Source organism: Sinorhizobium sp. BG8 (genome assembly GCF_016864555.1).
Taxonomy (GTDB): Bacteria; Pseudomonadota; Alphaproteobacteria; order Rhizobiales; family Rhizobiaceae; genus BG8.
Window position 1 is genome coordinate 1188212 of sequence record NZ_CP044011.1, and the last position, 17978, is coordinate 1206189.

The 17978-nt window shown below is 61.6% G+C and carries 14 protein-coding genes and 2 pseudogenes; 7 read left to right on the forward strand and 9 right to left on the reverse strand.

What is annotated here, in order from left to right; genetic code table 11:
- Positions 1-93: 93 nt before the first annotated feature.
- From F3Y30_RS26585 to F3Y30_RS05505, 3 genes are all read right to left on the reverse strand, one after another.
- Entirely contained in the window at positions 94-1257 is a 1164-nt protein-coding gene (locus F3Y30_RS26585; RefSeq protein WP_281435456.1) for a M23 family metallopeptidase, read from the reverse strand.
- Between the two features lie 140 nt (positions 1258-1397).
- Complete coding sequence (locus F3Y30_RS05500) at positions 1398-1859, reverse strand: DUF6790 family protein (protein ID WP_203425505.1); 462 nt, start codon at positions 1857-1859, stop codon at positions 1398-1400.
- Between the two features lie 174 nt (positions 1860-2033).
- Positions 2034-2684: a formyltransferase family protein gene (locus tag F3Y30_RS05505; protein WP_203425506.1), complete on the reverse strand. Its 651-nt coding sequence runs from the start codon at positions 2682-2684 to the stop codon at positions 2034-2036.
- 196 nt (positions 2685-2880) lie between these two features.
- Here F3Y30_RS05505 and F3Y30_RS05510 point away from each other — a divergent pair, with 196 nt between their 5' ends.
- Complete coding sequence (locus tag F3Y30_RS05510; protein WP_203425507.1) at positions 2881-4152, forward strand: alpha/beta hydrolase; 1272 nt, start codon at positions 2881-2883, stop codon at positions 4150-4152.
- A gap of 96 nt (positions 4153-4248) precedes the next feature.
- Here F3Y30_RS05510 and F3Y30_RS05515 read toward each other — a convergent pair whose 3' ends face one another.
- Complete coding sequence (locus tag F3Y30_RS05515; RefSeq protein WP_203425508.1) at positions 4249-5055, reverse strand: phosphodiesterase; 807 nt, start codon at positions 5053-5055, stop codon at positions 4249-4251.
- 332 nt (positions 5056-5387) lie between these two features.
- On the opposite strand from F3Y30_RS05515, the gene F3Y30_RS05520 reads away from it, so the two are divergent.
- Positions 5388-6422, forward strand: a complete 1035-nt coding sequence (locus F3Y30_RS05520) for a proline racemase family protein (protein WP_203425509.1) — start codon at positions 5388-5390, stop codon at positions 6420-6422.
- A 106-nt stretch (positions 6423-6528) separates the two neighbouring features.
- A complete protein-coding gene (locus F3Y30_RS05525) occupies positions 6529-7257 on the forward strand; it encodes a Crp/Fnr family transcriptional regulator (RefSeq protein ID WP_246752878.1) in 729 nt (242 codons plus the stop codon).
- 123 nt (positions 7258-7380) lie between these two features.
- Here F3Y30_RS05525 and F3Y30_RS05530 read toward each other — a convergent pair whose 3' ends face one another.
- Complete coding sequence (locus F3Y30_RS05530) at positions 7381-8025, reverse strand: SEL1-like repeat protein (RefSeq protein ID WP_203425510.1); 645 nt, start codon at positions 8023-8025, stop codon at positions 7381-7383.
- Between the two features lie 269 nt (positions 8026-8294).
- On the opposite strand from F3Y30_RS05530, the pseudogene F3Y30_RS26205 reads away from it, so the two are divergent.
- A pseudogene (locus tag F3Y30_RS26205) lies at positions 8295-8687 on the forward strand (FecR domain-containing protein); the annotation flags it as partial.
- Between the two features lie 215 nt (positions 8688-8902).
- On the opposite strand, the gene F3Y30_RS05540 reads toward F3Y30_RS26205, so the two are convergent.
- Together F3Y30_RS05540 and F3Y30_RS05545 are read right to left on the reverse strand one after the other, a co-directional pair.
- Entirely contained in the window at positions 8903-10756 is a 1854-nt protein-coding gene (locus tag F3Y30_RS05540; protein ID WP_203425511.1) for a CHASE2 domain-containing protein, read from the reverse strand.
- 4 nt (positions 10757-10760) lie between these two features.
- Positions 10761-11465, reverse strand: coding sequence for a Crp/Fnr family transcriptional regulator (locus F3Y30_RS05545; protein ID WP_203425512.1), 705 nt, complete (start codon positions 11463-11465; stop codon positions 10761-10763).
- Positions 11466-11979: 514 nt separating this feature from the next.
- Here F3Y30_RS05545 and F3Y30_RS05550 point away from each other — a divergent pair.
- The 3 genes from F3Y30_RS05550 (at position 11980) to F3Y30_RS05560 (ending at position 14281) form a co-directional block, all read left to right on the forward strand.
- Positions 11980-12423: a DoxX family protein gene (locus tag F3Y30_RS05550; RefSeq protein ID WP_203425513.1), complete on the forward strand. Its 444-nt coding sequence runs from the start codon at positions 11980-11982 to the stop codon at positions 12421-12423.
- A 169-nt stretch (positions 12424-12592) separates the two neighbouring features.
- Positions 12593-13291 (forward strand): orotate phosphoribosyltransferase, encoded by a 699-nt coding sequence (locus tag F3Y30_RS05555; protein WP_203425514.1) that lies wholly within the window; start codon positions 12593-12595, stop codon positions 13289-13291.
- A 63-nt stretch (positions 13292-13354) separates the two neighbouring features.
- Positions 13355-14281, forward strand: a complete 927-nt coding sequence (locus F3Y30_RS05560) for a carbohydrate kinase (protein WP_203425515.1) — start codon at positions 13355-13357, stop codon at positions 14279-14281.
- A 149-nt stretch (positions 14282-14430) separates the two neighbouring features.
- Here the strand turns inward: F3Y30_RS05560 and pgi are convergent.
- Positions 14431-16055: pseudogene (gene pgi / locus F3Y30_RS05565) on the reverse strand (glucose-6-phosphate isomerase).
- 112 nt (positions 16056-16167) lie between these two features.
- Positions 16168-17868: a long-chain fatty acid--CoA ligase gene (locus F3Y30_RS05570; protein ID WP_203425516.1), complete on the reverse strand. Its 1701-nt coding sequence runs from the start codon at positions 17866-17868 to the stop codon at positions 16168-16170.
- Positions 17869-17978 lie beyond the last annotated feature (110 nt).

Here is a 17978-nt window from a genome sequence, read left to right on the forward strand (position 1 = left end):
CTGTCGCAAGGCAGGCACGACGGTGCCGCCTCAGATGGACCTTTCGCCCGCGACCGCCGGCTGGGCGTCAGTCGAAGTCGACCACCTCGTTGTTCAGCGGCAGCGCGTTGGCCTTTTCTCCCGTAAGTCTCTGGTCGATCCTGGCGACCTCTCCCTCTTCGACGCCGTCGTCGGACCCGGGGCCAGCACGCCCTGGCTGTTGAAACGCCTTAAGGTGAAAGGCAGCCCGTTCGCGTTCAGCGGCGAGGGGCCGTCCATCACGTGGAAGTGCAGGTGAGGCGCAGTGGAGTTGCCCGTATTGCCCAGCAGGCCGATCACGTCGCCGGTCTTGACACGATCCCCAAGCTTCACTTTCAGGCTGCCGCGCTGCATATGGGCGTAGAAGGCGTAGGTTCCGTTTCCGATGTCGACCACCAGCATGTTGCCGCCTACGTTCTCCGTATTGATGCCTTTCGCATCCGCCCCGGGAACCTGTTCGTCGGTCGCGTCATAGAGATTGACGACGACACCATCCGCGGCCGCATGAATAGGTGTTCCGTAATAGGCGTAGCTCTCGAGTTTCGAAATGTCGCCGGTAAAGATCCGGCCCGCATCGTCGAGTTTGACCCAGTCGATCGCGAAGCGCTCGGGAACGCGCAATTGCCCGTTGACTGGGATCACTGCGCCACGATGCGAGGTGATGCTGTCGCAGCAGCCGTTCACCGCCACCCACCCTTTGCCCTTGAGCGGAGAGTCGATGAGGACGGCCGGCGCTCCGGGTGCGACACCTCCGCCAGTGAAGGTGAAGGTCGAGGGCAGCGGGCCATCCTTCGGCATGTCGACCGGTTTTCCGTCCGCACCGGCGGTCTGGCGGGTCGCGGTTACCCGTGTAAGCACGCGCTGGGGCATTTTCCCGTCCGCCGCCAGGCTGACATCCATCAGCACCACGGCTGAATCGCCCGGCGAAAGCGTTCGCCCCAATCCTCGGTAGGAGGTGGTCATCGCCGTCAGCCCGTCTCCGTCCAGCGCCCAGAGGCTTCCGCCCGATTCATCGATGGCCTCGATCTTGTCGAGTGTGACGAAAAGTCGGCTCGGATTGACCACCAGGAGCTCATAGGCGAGATGCGTCTTCCCGTCCGCGCCGAGCACCGGGTTCGGTTCGCTGATCGGACTGACCGCGATCGAGCTCAGGATCTCATCGGGTTTCAGTGACTGGCCGCGTGCCGTGGATGCAGTGAAGAGCATCGCTGAAGCGGCAAGCAATGGCAGCAGGCGCATGAGTTTCACTCCCCATCTTCTGTTTCCGAGCGGATACGTGTTGTCGCGAGACGCGGATGACGGAATTCATCATATTGCCTCCCGATCTCGCGTCGCTCGCCGGCTGACGATGCGGCACCACCGGCGTAACAAGCCGGACCTCAGCGAACGGCGAGCGCCAACAGGTAGATTGCGATCATTGCGGAGACGAAGAAGTCGGTCGGCATCGCGAGGTTTTCTTTCGCGTTTCTTCCGGTGTTCATCGCATGCTTGAAACCGGCGAGACCGAGGAACAGTCCGCCTGCCAGTCCCGCCGGCGGCACCCAGTTGGCCCACAATAGGCTGAGAACGCCGATCAATCCCATGGAGAGGTTGGCGTAGCCGAGTTCTGACACGACCTTTTCTGCGGCCGGATCCTTGATGCCGAGAATGCCGGAGGCCGTAAACGAGGGGCTCGTCGCCTGCTTGAACCCGGCGAGGGCAAGCCGAACGCCGACACCCCAAAACACGAACCACTTCCCCAAGAGGAGGATCACGTCGGTGCCGGGGACCATAAAATATTCGATCGCGATCGACAGGATCGGGAGCGCAACGGTGAGGAGAATGACAATCGCATAGTACATGGAGTTTGTCCGGATAGCCGTTCTGTGCGCGGTGCTCGTTGGTATCGATTGCCTTGCATGCGCTCGTTGCGGCGCTGTGTACTCGAACGACCAGCGCAACCGAACAACGCGACAACTGTTGCTGTTATTCTCAGGCCGTACCGGTATGCCGTCCTGACCGAGGGCAAAAGCCGCTCACGCCAGCTCGAAGCGCATTCCCCCGATGACGACGCCCGGTCTCCAGATGCCGAATTTCGTGGCCCGGACGCGGCGCGCTACTTCCGCGGTGTCCATATCGGGCGTGATCACGGACAACTGGTTGAACTCCTTTCGGGTGAAAGGAGGGCGTGTCCAGCTTTCCCCGGAGGTCGTCAGCGTCTCACCGCTCACGACCCGGCCCATCACGTCGTAGAAGAGGCAGAGCTGATAGGCATAGGTTCGCGACAACAGCGAAGCGACATCGTCGCTCGGGAAAACAGGAAACATTGTTGTTTGAATAATCCCGCCTGTATCGACCTTCGGGGCGATGAAGTGGCAGGTCGAGCCGTATTCGGCGGCGCCATCATAGAGCGCGAAGTTGATGCATCCGATACCAGGATAGCTCGGCGAGGCGGGATGGAAGTTTATTGCGGCGCGGCTGGCGCGCTCGATCAACCAGCCGGGTATGACCCAGCGCGAAAGATAGGAAATGATGTAATCGCCATGCCAATCCTGTGTCGAAGGAGGAAGCGGGTCCCCCCATTCACCGGAAAAGCTCTCGACTTCGGAGAAGTTGGATTTGACGAACGCCTCCGCTGCTTGACAGCTCGGGTCATTATTCTTTCCCAGGAAGAGAACACGTGCCATTTCGAAAAACTAACTCAAGAAAAAGTCAGATTGCAACCAGTCTTTCGATGAATATCTTGTGGTAGAGCGATTTTGGTCTTTCCCTTCCACCGCCGATGGCTTCAATTCTCCGGGTATCTGGGCTAGAAACAGGTGCCGGCCGGGCTGCTGTCGATAGCACTCATGCCGGCGGCTGCCGGGGACTGGGAGAATGTGTATGGGCGAGTTGCGTATCTCCGACCGGCAGGCGTGCCCGCTCAGCCGCTGGCCCAGGCTGGCATTGCTCACCGGAGCCCTGTTGCTGGCAAGCTGCGGCGGTCGCCCGGACGGGGTGCTGATCCCGAGCGGAACCGTGGCAACCGGCGTGTCGGAGGTCGACCTTCTCGTGGCTACCACGCGCGCGCCCTCCGAAACGCCGGGCGTGCTCTATTCCGGGGAGAGGGGCGTCAATCTCCAGATGACCGAGATCACTGTGTCGATTCCGCCGGATGCCAAGCGCAAGGCCGGACAGGTGCAGTGGCCAAAACACCTCCCCGCCGATCCTGAAAAGGATTTCACCACGGTAAGCGTCACACCAATACAGGATGCGCCTCAGGCAAGGGCTTGGCTGCAGGCCCATTTGCCGAAGAGCGGGCGCGTGGTGATATTCGTTCACGGGTTCAACAACCGCTATGAGGATGCCGTCTACCGGTTTGCGCAGATCGTTCACGATTCGAAGATGGACGCCGCACCGGTGATCTTCACCTGGCCTTCGCGCGCCAGCGTCTTTGGTTACAACTACGACAAGGAAAGCACGAACTACTCCCGCGATGCATTGGAAGAGATGCTGCGCCGCGCGGCCAGCCTGCCGAACGTCGGCGAGATAACGATCATGGCGCATTCGATGGGGACCTGGCTTGCCATGGAAGCCCTGAGGCAGATGGCCATACGAGATGGTCACGTCGCCCCGAAGATCCAGCAGGTCATCCTGGCGTCTCCCGATCTCGATGTGGACGTCTTCGGGCAGCAGTTTGCGGCACTCGGCAAGCAGACGCCGAATTTCACCCTGTTCGTTTCGCAGGATGACCGGGCACTTGCGCTTTCACGCAGAATTTCAGGCAATGTCGACCGCCTCGGGCAGATCAATCCGGCAGACGAACCGTATCGGTCCATGCTGGAGGGCGACGGGATCACGGTTCTCGATCTCACCAAGCTCAAATCCGGCGATCGCCTGAACCACGGAAAGTTTGCCGAAAGTCCGGAGGTCGTTCAGCTGATTGGCCAGCGCCTGATCGACGGCCAGACGGTGACGGATTCCAATGTCGGTCTCGGCGACGCACTGGGTGCAGTGGCGCTCGGTACGGCACAGACGGTCGGAAGTGCGGCCAGCATCGCAGTCTCGACCCCGATTGCGATCTTCGATGCCGATACGCGCCGGAGCTACAACGACCAGTGGAAGCGTCTGGGAACGGCCGCCGGCGGAACCATGCAGTCCGCGACGGGCCAATAAGGAACTGGTCCTCCGGCAAGCGGAAGGAGGCGGAACCGAAGGAACCGCCTCTGGCACGCCCGGTCTGGCGCCGCACGAGTGCTTGCTTACAGACTGCTACGCGATCACGGCGTCGCGCCGGGCAATCTCATAGTCCTCGGTGTGGACCTGTAAACCGTGGTCGGTGAGTACGACGATGCCATAGGCGCCCGGCTCATCGACCGAAAGGGACGGGTTCGGGGACTCGAATGGCATCGGCTGTTGGTGGCAGGGGCTCTTGAAGATCGAGAAGGGAATGCCCCGATGCGATCCGCCGATGGTGCGATGGACGTGCCCGGCGAAGATGTGCCGCACATTCCCGTGCCTCAGCACGATGTCGTAGAATTGCCGTTCGTTGCCGAGCCGTATCGCATCCATGCCGACAAAGCCCGTCCTGTGTGGTGGGTGGTGCATGAAAATGAGCACCGGCTTGCCGGCAGCCGTGCCGAGCGCGTTGTCCAGCCAGGCCAGCCTACGCTCGCAGAGAAAACCCGCATGGCTCATCGGATACTCGTAGGGCGGAGCAAAGAGCGTATCCAGCAGGAGGACCCGACAGTCGGGAAAATCGATCGACCTTTGTACAAAGCCGTTTGCGTCCGGCTCGACCTGGTCGAAATGATGTAGAAATGTCTCGCGGTTGTCGTGATTGCCGATCGTCACCGCCAGCGGCGGCGCGAGGCGCGCCAGCAGTGCTTTCAGCCGGAGATAGGATGCGGCTTCTGCGCGATGGGTGAGGTCTCCGGTCACGATCACCAGATCGGCATCAGCATGGTAACGGTTCACGTGCTCGATGCCGGAATTCAGCCGAGCGTAGGGATCGAGGCCGATGATTGTCGTGCCTTCGGGCGTCATATGCAGGTCGGTGAAGACGATCAGCTTCGTCATGGCGCAGGTCTTTTTCGGTTTTGGACGACGTCAAACTTTCATGCGCTGCCACATTGTCGGTCAAGCGCCATTCTTGGGTCAGCGCTTGGTGCGTAGGAGTGATGGGAGCGCTATTTTTTGGTCCGGGTAGCGGTTTCAAAGTCTGCAAATACTGATATATCAGGCTCATCCTATGACGAGCAGCGCAGGGCATCGCCGTATCGGTACGAGATGGAAATCGCGAAGACCGCGGCCTTCCTGCGGTCGGTCGACGCCGGTTTCGTCACGGGCCAGTACATTCGCATTGACGGCGGCATTCACGCGTCACGTCTGATTATCGAAGGAGCATCGACATGAGATGGAAGCGTACGATCCAGTTGCTGGATGTCCATTGCGAAGGCGAGGTCGGCAAGGTCGCCATCGGCGGCGTGCCGAAGATCCCGGGCAACACCATCGCGGAGCAGCTCAACTACATCAACACGGTCGACGACAGCCTCAGACGCTTCCTGTGCCTCGAACCGCGTGCGGCCGTGACCGGTTCCGTCAATCTTCTGCTGCCGGCAAAGCGTCCGGAAGCGGACGCCGGCTTTATCATCCTTCAGGCGGACCAGGCCCATGCCTCGTCCGGCTCCAACTCGATTTGCATCACGACCGCTCTGCTCGAGTCGGGGATCGTCGAAATGAAGGAGCCTGAGACCATCGTTACCCTCGATACGGCCGCAGGGTTGGTCAGGGCGACGGCAACCTGCCGCGACGGCCGGTGCGAGAAGGTGAAGCTCACCATGGTTCCATGCTTCGTCCACACTCTGGACGCCGAGATCGAGACCGAACAGTGGGGCCGCATACGATTCGACATCAGCTACGGGGGCATCTTCTATGCACTCGTCGATGTGGGGCAGATCGGAACAACGATCGCGAAGGCCAACGCGCGCGCGCTCGTGGATGCCGGAATGCTTCTGAAGGACGCGATCAACAAGATGATGCCCGTCGTTCACCCGGAAATTCCGGAGATCAGGGGCATCGCCTATGTCATGTTCCGGGATACCGATCCGGACGGGACGGTGCGCACGGCGACCACCATGTGGCCGGGCCGAGTCGATCGCTCACCATGCGGGACCGGCAATTCCGCGAACCTCGCAACGCTCCACGCACGCGGGAAGGTCAAGGTCGGCGACAGCTTTCGGTCGCGCTCCATCATCGGTTCCGAATTCGAGGTCGGGCTTGAAGCGGAGACCGAAGTTGCCGGTAGAAAGGCAATTATCCCAACGATTACAGGGCGCGGCTGGACCTTCGGCCTTCATCAGGTTGCCCTCGATCCATCCGATCCGCTGGCTGCGGGTTTCGCGATGACGGATACCTGGGGCCCGCAGGCTGGAGAAATTGGGTAGAGGTCTAGGCGGTAGTGCCTGTTAGGACTTGCCTTTTCAGGGAATTCCAACAAAATACCTCGCATTCGAGGAAAGACGTTGGGTCGTAACCACGGCGAGGTGAGCTGTGAGCAGCAATTCCCGCATCACCCCCGCGGCGTCGAAAGCCGCGCAGAAGTCCCTGAGAATGTTTCCGATCTTCGAGTCCCTGACGGACGAAGAGGATTTGAAATGGATTGCCAAATGCTCCGTTCGCAAGCTGCGTACGGGCGACACGCTGGCTGAGCGCGAGACGCCGGCCTGCGAGGTTTTCGGCGTCCTTTCTGGCGAGATTCGCGCCTTGTACAAGGTGGCAGTGGGCAAGGAAGTCATCCTGGGCGGCTTCCGGCGTGGTGATATCGTGGGCGAGATTTCGGCGCTGGACGGAGAGCCGCGCTGCGCAAGTCTGTCAGCTGTCAATGACTCCTCGGTCCTCGTCGTGCCGGGCGAAGTCTTCCAGGAAATCCTGTCCGAGAAGCCGGGTGTGAGCCTGTTCCTGCTCCGCCTTCTCTCGCAACGTGTCCGCATCCTGAACAGCCGCGTCTCCGAACTTTCATTCCTGGATACGAAGCATCGCCTTTACAACACCCTGTTGAGGCTCTCCCGGCATCGTGGTCTCGAAGGTGCGGAACGCGTGATCTCGCCGCCGGTCGTGCATGCCGAGCTTGCCGAACACATCGGTTCCAGCCGGGAAACGGTTTCGCGGGAAATGGCGCGTCTGGTCCGTTCGGCCCTGATCGAGCGAACAAATGCGGCAATCATCCTGAAGGACCCGGCAGAACTTTCGAGCCGGATTTCCCGTGCGCTCGATTCCTGAGGGCATGAGCGCCGCAAGCCCAGCCTGCAGCACGATCGCCGGATGCAAAAAACCGCCTCGGGATGGAGCTGGGCATCAGGAACAAGCCGCCGAAGCGCCGAATCCGGAAGGTCCCGGTCCGGTCTAGTTCACGGCAAGGTCTGCGGGCGCGTTGCCGTCGTCGGATGAAGCCCGTTCGACAGGGGAGCCGTCACGTTCCAGTTCCAGGCTCAAGCCATCTCCCGCGGCTGCCGCCTTCGTGAACCAGAGGGCGGCCTTGTCCTGATCGGCGGGTGTGCCTATGCCGTCGCGATAAGCGACGCCCAGCCTATGTGCTGCAAGCGGACTGCCAGCTTCAGCGGCCTTCGTGTAGAGCGCGATTTCGGCTCTCCGGTCGCCGCGTTCGCCGACGAGACGTGCGTACTCGACCATGGCCGCAAGGTGCCCCGCGCCGGAGGCCTCCTCGTAGAGCTTCATGGCCGGAAGAGGCTGTCCCGCCCGGTCCAGGGCGCGCGCCAGCTGAAAGGCGATGCGTGCGCCGCCCCGCGCCTTGTAGGCCTCGCGGCAGGAGGAAAGGGCGATTCCGAGCTTGATGTCCTTGAACTCCACGGGAGCGAAGGCCGTGTTGCGCGCCGCGTCCAGTGCACTGCCGGTCGAGGCATCGCACTGGGCCTCGATTGAGAGATCGCCGGCTGTCGCGCCGCCGGCGATCGCGGCGGCAGATGCGAAGGTCATTGCGAAGAAAACGGCCCGGCCGATCGTCTTGAATTCTAGGATTGCGGTCTTCACGGTACTTTCCTTTGGTTGTTATGCTTAGGATAGACGATCAGAAGGCGAGGGTTGTTCCGCCGGGAACAGCCGGAGTATAGGATTTCGCATAGAGACGTATGAGCCGGCGAATTTCATCTTCGCTGCGGAATATTGAATCCGGATGACGAAAGCGTTTGCGGTTGCTCCCCAATCCTGGGGGGCTCCTGTTTGGAGCCGAAAAGCTCGAGTATGCGAGGGTTGTCATGCAAGAGACCATGCAATCGATGAGGCCAATGGTGACGCGGCGGATGTTCGTGGCGGGCGGCGTGCTGGCTCTCACGGCCGTTGGAATTCGCCCGACGCAAGCCAACGCCGTGATCGGCGAGGCTGTCGAAATTCGGGGCAAAGTCAGCCGCAAGCAGAATGACCGGGTCGACGCGCTCAAGGCGGGCGCAAGTTTGCTGGACAAGGACTATGTCACGACGGGACAGGAGAGCTTTGCAACGCTCGCACTCGGCGACGACACCAAACTTCTGCTCGGCAGCGAGACGGAACTTCTCCTGGACGAGTTCATTGCCGGGCAGGGAGGCACACTCGAACTAGGAACAGGGCGTGTACTTTTCGACCGTCCCGAAGGCATGCCGAAGATCGACCTGACCATGCGCACCGCCTTTGGCATGATCGGCGTGCGCGGCACCCGGTTCTTTGCCGGCCCGAGCCGCGGCGTGTTTGCCGTGTTCGTCGAGCACGGGATCGTCGAAGTGAGCGGCGCAGGTGTGACGCGCCGGCTCGGCCGGGGGCAGGGCGTGGAGATCGCCCAGCAGGGTGCAGCACCAAACGAGGTGGTGCAGTGGGGGCAGCACGCATTCGCGAGGCCTATGCGAGCGTCGGCCTGCAATGAGCCAAAGGGCGCCCCTCAGGCGATCGTGAAAAGTTCTATGGCACCGAAGCCGCGGATTTCGTGTGTGCCGAGTGGCCTCAGCGGCCATGTCGTTTCAGCTGCCGCTGCCGGGCCGATACAGATCGCAGTGCCGAGAAACTTGTTTGCCTCCTGCAGGCGGGAGGCAAGATTGATGGCATTGCCATAGGCGGTGTAGTCGAGCTTGCCGCCGGCGCCGACCTCACCCAGAAGCGTCATCCCAGTCTCTATGCCGATGCGGGTGCGACCGAAGGCCTGGGCCGAAAATGCCGGCCGGGAACGCATTTCCTCGGTCAGCGCAAGGATTTCCACCGCGCAGGCGATCGCCTTGTCGACATGTCCTTCCAGATCCTCCGGGGCGTTGAAGAGCCCATGCACGGCATCACCGACCACCTTGTCCACCATGCCGCCGTGCCTGGCGACCACTGCATTCACCTCGGCAAAATAGACGTCGAGCAGGTGTACGAGCTCGTGGCGTCCGATCTTCTGTGACAGCGTGGAGAACCCCTCGATGTCTGTGAAGAGCGCCGTCACCTGGCGCTCCTCCCCGCCGACCCTTTCCATGTCCGGATTGTCTATGTACCTGGCGACCACCGATTGCGGCAGGTACTGGCCGAAACGCTGCCGGGCGGTGGCCTCGGCGCGTCGCACGCGAGCGAACTGGGAAAGCGAGGTCACCAGCCCCACCGCCACAAGCACCAGCGCAATTCCGACCGTGTCGACGAGCAATCCGGTGCGGCTGTAAAGGTAGTTGAAGGCCGCGAACATCAGGGCGAGCGCACCGGCGACCAGACCGGCCGAAATGACGGGCCTCAACCGGATGCAGGAGATCGCGATGCCGAAGCCTGCGAGCAGCGCGAATGCCGCCTCCAGCGGGATCAGTGTCCGGGGGCGCATGGGGATGAAGCCGGTGAGGATCCCGCTCGCGACATCGGCGTGAATCTGTACGGATGGTTCGAGCGGCATGGATGCGGTCGCGCGCAGGCCACCGAGGTTCGGCAGGCTGCTGCCGATCAGCACGACTTTTCCGGAAAGCCGTTTGACGTCTAGCTGGCCGGCCAGCACGTCAGCAGCCGACAAGGTGCGGGCACCCATTGCGGCCGCATCGCTGGCCACGAAGCGGAGGCTTCCGTCTTCGTCGAGCCGGATGACGCGGGAGTCCTGCCGAAGCCACGCCTGCTCTCCACCGAGAACGGGCGTGCGCACGTTCGCCGCCAGCCGCGCGATCTCCACGCCGAGCGCCGGATAGGCGGCATTGTCAACGATGGTATAGGCCTGGATCCGCCGCACAAGCGCGTCCTCGTCTCCGACGAGAAAGGCCGCTGCAGCCGATGTCGCCCGGTCCTGGAACAATGGGCAGGAGCTCTCGGTGCCGTCGATGAACCAGAGGTCCGGAATGCTGACGGGTCGTTGCAGCGCGAGTGGCGGAACGGGCTTGGGGAGTGCTTCGGCATTTTCTCCGATGAGGAAGCCGAGCACCGTCGGAACATCAGCGATGGCAGCAGCCAGCTCGCCATTCGCCCGTTCGGAGGGATCACAATCATCGCTGAAGACGAAATCGAAGGCGATGGCCAGCGGGTGTGCCGCGCCGATACGCGCAACGAGTGCAGCAGTCTGCGCCCGGGTCCACTCGCCCTCGGAGGAATTTTGGAAAGACTTCCGATCAATGTCGACGACAACCAGCCTTTCGTCGACGGGCGCCGAGATCCATTGGGACTGTCTGTCGAAAAAGCTCTCGCGCATCCGTTCGAGAAGGCCATCGGCGAAGAAAAGCAGGAAGAGGGCGCCGGCCAAACTGGTCAGGACGCCTGCGAGGAGCGGCTTGGGACGAACGCGAAAGCCGCTGGCCACGGGCCTACTCGTCGTCCGGTTCGGCTATGCCGAACAGCCGCCCGATATGGCAGGTAATGATCCCTTCCGTTCGACGGATGGCTCCGGCCTGCTCGAGCGCGAGGATGGCGCGGTTGATCTTGGGCCGGCTGGCACCGACGATTCCTGCAATCTCCGTCTGGCTCAGCGGCAGCTGCAGGTTCGCGCTTTCCGGCAGTTCGTCGCCGTGGATCTGGCGCAACGTTGCAAGAAAGAAGCGGGCGACACGCGAGTCGAGATCGTAGAGGGCGATGGTCTCGAGCTGTTCTGTGGTCTCTCGAAGCTTGCCGCAAAGATAGGTAATGATCGCCTGTGCAGCCGGCGGATTGCGCGCAAGCACCTCGAGGAAGTCGCGCTTGCTGATCACATATCCCTCGGTGGCGGTTACCGCGGTCGCGTCGGCTGACCTCGGCTGTCCGTCGAGGATCGCCATTTCTCCAAGAATGGAACCGGCCTCCAGATGCCGCAGAGAGAGCTCGCGGCCCTGCGGCGTGATCAGGGACAGCTTGATGCGTCCCGATATGAGGACGATCAGATAGTTGCCCTCGTCGCCGCGCTGAAAAATGACCGTGCCGGCCGACCATTTGCGGAAGGTCACGATGGTCGTGATCTCGCCGATCGTGTCCTTGCTGAAGCCTTCGAATATCGGGAATGAACGCCAGAACGCCGCACTCTTGTTTATTTCGTTCATTTCCGAAATCCCCTGGGCCGCCGCCGAGCAAGGAGGCGGTTCGGCACAGGAAATCTTTGCGCAGCCGCGATTGGCTTGCAACAGAAATCAACGATGCAGCGGGGTCGATGCCGGATTTGAGCGGGAGCCGGCGGCTCGAGGCGTTACTGGCATATACGGACGCGTCTCACCTGCCATTGCCCGTCATGATTTTGCACTTTCACGCGCTTGGTGTGGCACTTCTGCTGGTAGCTGCCATAGTAGCCCCGTCGATCTTGCCCGCCCGCGTTGACGGTTTTCGCAAAGGTGAAGGAAGCGACGGCGATCGCGAGTGCGAGCATGTAGTGTTGCATCATTGGCCCCGGACGGAACGTGTTTCTGTGTGCCGTCATCCCACGCCGGGAGTGGGCGGTCTGTTCCCGGCGGAACAGGCCGTTGTTCAACATAAATGAACAATCTGTTTCGAGGCTGCCAGACTAGTTAAACGAACTATTCCTGTTAAGTTTTTCTCAACCGCAACTCAGGAGTTTTCGCCATGCCGCAGAACGCAGTCATCCTCGTAGGACGCATTCTTCTCTCCGTCATGTTCATCATGTCGGGTTTCTCCAAGCTTACAGATCCGAGCGGAACCGCCGGAATGATCACGGGTGCCGGCTTCCCGGCCGCCACCGCGCTCGCCTATCTCGCCGGTCTCTTTGAACTCGTAGCCGGCGCCTTCGTGCTCGTGGGCTTCCAGACCAAGATCACCGCCTTCCTTCTTGCCCTCTTCTGCGTATTCACCGCTCTCGTCTTCCACAGCGGTGCGATCAACGTTCCGGACTTCCCGGAAGCTGCTAACGGCCTTCTCACGCTCTTCAACGGCCTGATGATGATGAAGAACCTGGCTATTGCCGGCGGCTTCCTCGTGCTTGCAGCCTTTGGCGCCGGCAGCCTGTCGGTCGATGCACGCCGCGGTGCCTACGCCACCGTCAAGGCTTGATATCCGACCCTCTCATCGGACGACCGCCCATTAGCCCTCCCCGCGCCGCGGGGAGGGTTTTTCTTTGCGCCCGCGGCAAGAACGGAGAAATCGCCGTGCCTGCGACCGAGCCGCTGGAAACCTGAGGCGCAAGCTGCTATGCGCTGGAAAACTGGCCAGGGAGCTCTCGATGTTTTCCAACTCGTTTCCGGATCGCGATGTCATGGCAGGCCTGATGGCCCGCATGCTCTGGGAGATAAAGGCGGTTCATTTCCGGGCGGACGAGCCCTACAAACTGGCCTCGGGCATGGCGAGCCCTGTCTACATCGACTGCCGCAAGCTCATCTCCTACCCGAGGATCCGCTCTGCGGTGATGGATTTCGCCGCCGCGACGATCATGCGTGAGGCCGGCTTCGAGCGGTTCGACGTGGTGGCGGGCGGCGAGACGGCCGGCATACCCTTTGCCGCCTTCCTGGCCGAGCGACTGGGCCTGCCGATGATCTACGTCCGCAAGAAGCCGAAGGGTCATGGCCGCAACGCCCAGATCGAGGGGCACATGCCCGACGGCGCCCGCGTGCTGGTGATCGAGGATCTGACGACGGCCGGTGGCTCGATGTTCACCTTCATCGACGCGATCCGCGAAGCCGGCGGCATCGTGGATCATGGCATGGCGCTCTTCTACTACGGCATCTTCGCGGAAGCACAGACGCGCTTTGCCAATGGCGGCGTTCAACTGCACCACATCGCGACGTGGCGCGACGTGCTTGCAGCCGCACGCTCCGAGCGGCTTTTCGACGAGAAGACTCTCGCATCCGTAGAGGCCTTCCTCGACGCACCTCTTGTCTGGTCCGGCCGTCACGGCGGGGTCAGCGAGCTTCCCACCGTTTGAGAAAGAAAGCTGGAGTTTTTCTCCAGCTTCGATTAAATCGATTGAAAATTGGAGGAGAAGCCCATGATCCTGTGTTGTGGCGAGGCGCTGATCGACATGCTGCCGCGCAAATCCACGCTCGGCGAGGATGCCTATGCCCCCTATGCAGGCGGCGCAATTTTCAACACTGCCATCGCGCTTGGAAGGCTCGGCGTTCCAACCGCATTCTTCACAGGCCTGTCGGACGATATGCTCGGCGATATACTGCGTGAGACGCTGCAGGCCAGCAAGGTCGATTTCTCCCCATGTGCGACGCTTTCGCGCCCGACGACGGTCGCTTTCGTCAAGCTCGTGAACGGTCAGGCGACCTATGCCTTCTACGACGAAGGCACGGCGGGGCGGATGATCACGGCGGAAAACCTGCCCGTACTCGGGGATGATTGCGAGGCGCTGCATTTCGGAGCGATCAGCCTCATTCCGAACCCGTGCGGAGAGACTTACGAAGCACTGTCGGCGCGAGAGCACGCAAAGCGGGTGATTTCGCTCGATCCCAACATCCGCCCTGGCTTCATCAAGGACAAGCAGGCCCACATGGCCCGCATTAACCGGATGGCCGCCCAGGCAGACATCATCAAGTTCTCGGACGAGGATCTCGACTGGTTCGGCATGCATGGCACGCACGATGAACTGGCCGCCGAGTGGCTGAAGCGTGGCCCCAAGCTGGTAGTCATCACCAAGGGAGCCGACGGAGCTGACGGATATACGAGAAACCACAAGGTTTCCGTGCCGGGCGAAAAGGTTGATGTCGTCGACACGATCGGCGCCGGGGATACGTTCGACGCGGGAGTGCTAGCCTCTCTAAAGCGTAACAACCTGCTTACGAAAGCACAGGTCGCCCAACTCGACGAAAACGCGGTGCGCGATGCTCTGGCGCTCGGGGCCAAGGCCGCCGCGGTGACAGTGTCTCGTGCCGGCGCGAATCCTCCCTGGGCGCACGAGATCGGGCTCTAGTCTTCCTGAGGGAGGCCGCGCGGAACACGTGGGCCGCCGTCGCCCGCCTTCCGGCGGGCCGCGGTGTCTGTCTTGCCGCCCGAGTGGTGGGATCAACCCGACCCGGAGCATTGTACCGACCCTCTCTGTGAGGAGAGGGTCGAAAAATGTCACTTCGCCGCGTTGAGCAACGCAGCCACAAGCCCGGCTGTCGAGGAATCGTGCCCGGCTGCGCTTTCCTTTCCTTCGACGACCGGCAGCAGGCCCGTCGCAAGTTCCTTGCCGAGCTCGACGCCCCACTGATCGAAGGAATTGATGTTGAAGAGCGCCCCTCGACGAAGACGCGGTGTTCATAGAGCGCAACAAGGCGTCCGAACGCGAAGGGCGTTAGGCTGTCATAGACCATCGTGATCGACGGGCGGTTGCCCGAGAAAACGCGATGCGGAGCGATCTTGTCGGCCTTCGCATCGGGCATGCCCTTGGCGGTCAGCTGCGCCTTCGCTTCCGCGAGCGTCCGTCCCTTCATCAGCGCCTCAGACTGCGCCAGGCAGTTCGCCATCAGGAGCTGATGCTGGTGACGCAGGTCCTTCTCATGGCCGTTCGCCGCGATCATGAATTCGGCGGGAATGATGTCCGTTCCCTGATGGATCAACTGGTAGAAGGCGTGCTGGCCGTTCGTGCCGGGCTCGCCCCAGACGACCGGACCCGTCTTCAGCGCCACGGCCTCGCTGTCCATGGTCACGGACTTGCCGTTCGATTCCATGTCGAGCTGCTGCAGGTATGCAGGGAAGCGTGAAAGCCGCTGGTCATAGGGCAGGATAGCCCGGGAAGGATATTCGAGGACATTCCTGTGATAGAAGCCGATCAGGCCGAGAAGCATGGGGATGTTCTCGCGGAACGGGGCCGTGCGGAAATGATTGTCGATCTCGTGTCCGCCGGCCAGGAATTCGCCGAACCGGTCCTTGCCGATGGCGATCATCAGCGGCAGGCCGATTGCCGACCAGATCGAATAGCGTCCGCCGACCCAGTCCCAGAAGCCGAACACCCGGTCTTCGCCGATGCCGAAGGCCGCGACCTTGTCGAGCGCGGTCGACACCGCGCAGAAGTGGTTGCCCACGGCCGCATCGCCGAGCTTGCCGGCAATGAACTTGCGCGCGGTATCCGCGTTGGTCATCGTTTCGATCGTCGTGAAGGTCTTCGACGCGACGATGAAGAGCGTCGTCTCGGCTTCGAGCAGCTTCAGTGTATCGGCAATGTGAGCGCCGTCGATGTTCGACACGAAATGCAGTCTCGGCCCGTCATGGTAGGGGGCGAGCGCGAGCGTCGCCATCACAGGCCCGAGGTCCGAGCCGCCGATGCCGATGTTGACGACATCGGTGATTTTCTTGCCTGTTGCGCCCTTCAGCGTGCCGTTGCGAATACCCTCGGCAAAGGCGCCCATGGCGGCGAGAACGCCGTTCACATCAGGCATCACGTCTCGGCCATCCACATTCACCGGCGTGTTGGACCGGTTGCGCAGCGCCGTGTGCAGCACGGCGCGTTCCTCGGTGATGTTGATGATCTCGCCCGCGAACATCGCGTCGCGCTTGGCCTCGACGCCGGCTTCCTTGGCGAGCTTCTCGAGCCCGGCAAGGACCTCGTCGTTGACGGCACACTTGGAGTAGTCGAAGAGAAAATCGCCGAGCCTGGCGCTGAAGCGCTTGAACCGGTCCGGATCGGAGGAGAAGGCGGCGCGGATATCCGTGGCCTTCGTCTTTTCGGCTGTGGTTTTCAGCTGTTGGACAAGCGCTTTCATGGGCGGCTCCCTGCGTCAAAATCGTTGCGGCGATAGCTAGTCGCTTTGGCCGATGCAAATCAAGTACGCATTGCCGGAAAAATTTAAATCGGTTTATTTCAACGACGTCGGGCTATTCGCGCAGGTTCTTCCTGAGGATCTTGCCCACGTTTGACTTCGGCAACTCCGTGCGGAACTCCACGAATCGGGGTCGCTTGTAGTTGGTGAGGTTCGCCGCGCAGTGCGCCTTGATGGTGGCCTCGTCGAGGTCGGGATCCTTGCGGACCACGAACAGCTTCACCGCTTCGCCCGAGTGCTCGTCCGGTATGCCGATGGCGGCGCATTCGAGTACGCCGGGGTATGCCATGGCCACTTCCTCCACCTCGTTGGGGTAGACGTTGAAGCCCGAAACCAGAATCATGTCCTTCTTGCGGTCGACGATCTTGGTATGGCCCTCGGGGGTCATGAAGCCGATATCACCCGTTCGGAAGTAGCCGTCCGGTGTCATGGCGTTTGCCGTCTCGTCGGGGCGCTGCCAGTAGCCGGCCATGACCTGAGGACCGCGGATGCAGATCTCGCCGATGCCGCCAAGCGGAAGGGAGTGGCCATCATCGTCGCGGATATCGATCTCGGTGGAGGGTAGCGGCAGCCCGATCGTTCCCGTGAAGCCTTGCACGTCGAAACGGTTCGCCGTCGCGACGGGAGACGTTTCCGATAGCCCGTAGCCCTCCGTGATGGAGCAGCCGGTCATCTTCTGCCAGCGTTCGGCAACCGGCCGCTGCACCGCCATGCCGCCGCCAAGTGCCAGCATCAGCGTGGAAAAGTCGAGCCTGGCGAAGTCCGCGTTGTTCATCAGTGCGTTGAAGAGCGTGTTCAGCCCCGGGAAGATGTGGACCCGGTACTTGCCGAGTTCCTTCACGAAGGCCGGAATGTCGCGAGGATTGGGGATGAGGATGTTGTGGCCGCCGAGCGCCAGGCCCATCAGTCCGTTCACGGTAAGCGCAAAGATATGATAGAGCGGCAGCGCGCAGGCGAAGGTAAGCTGATCGGGTTGCTGCCGATCGCGGAAGATTGGCGCGATCCACAGCTTGATCTGCTCTGCGTTCGACAGAAGATTGGAGTGCGTGAGGGTCGCGCCCTTGGCAATCCCCGTCGTGCCTCCCGTATATTGCAGGAACGCCACGTCTTGCGGCGTTGCATCCGCCGGCTTCACCTTCATGCGGGCGCCGTCCTTCAAGACCTGCGCGAAGGGCACGTGTCCTGGAAGGGACCAAGCCGGCACCAGTTTCTTGACCCTGCGCACGATGTAATTGACGACAAGGCCCTTGAACCCCAGCATGTCACCCATGCTGGTGACGCTGACGTGCCGGATGGCGGTCCGTTCGACAACCTGCTGGACCGTGCCGGCGAAGTTCTCCAGGACGAAGATCGCCTTGGCGCCGGAATCCTTGAGCTGGTGTTCCAATTCTCTGGGCGTGTAGAGCGGATTAACGTTCACCACCGTAAATCCGGCGCGAAGGATGCCGAAGATGATGACGGGATTCTGCAGGATGTTCGGCATCATGACGGCGACCCTGTCGCCCTTCACCAGCCCTCTTTCCTGCAGCCAGGCCCCGACTTTCGACGTCTCCCTGTCGAGGTCGCGGAACGTCAGCGTCTTGCCCATGCAGGTGAACGCCGGCCTTGCGGCAAAGCGACTGCAGCACTGCTCCAGCATGTCGCCGATGGATCGATAGAGAAGAGGGGCGATCTCGGCGGGCGTGGAGGGCGGATATGACGCAAGCCAGAATTTCTCAGGCGGCAATGTGGATTGGTCCGCGACGGTTACCGACATGCTATCTCCTCCTTCGCGGCGCAGGCTTACCCGTATGCACGAAACGGTTCCTCCAAACCACACGTGCCGACAGGATGATGCTTTTGCACCGCGCCTTCAAGCGTATTCGC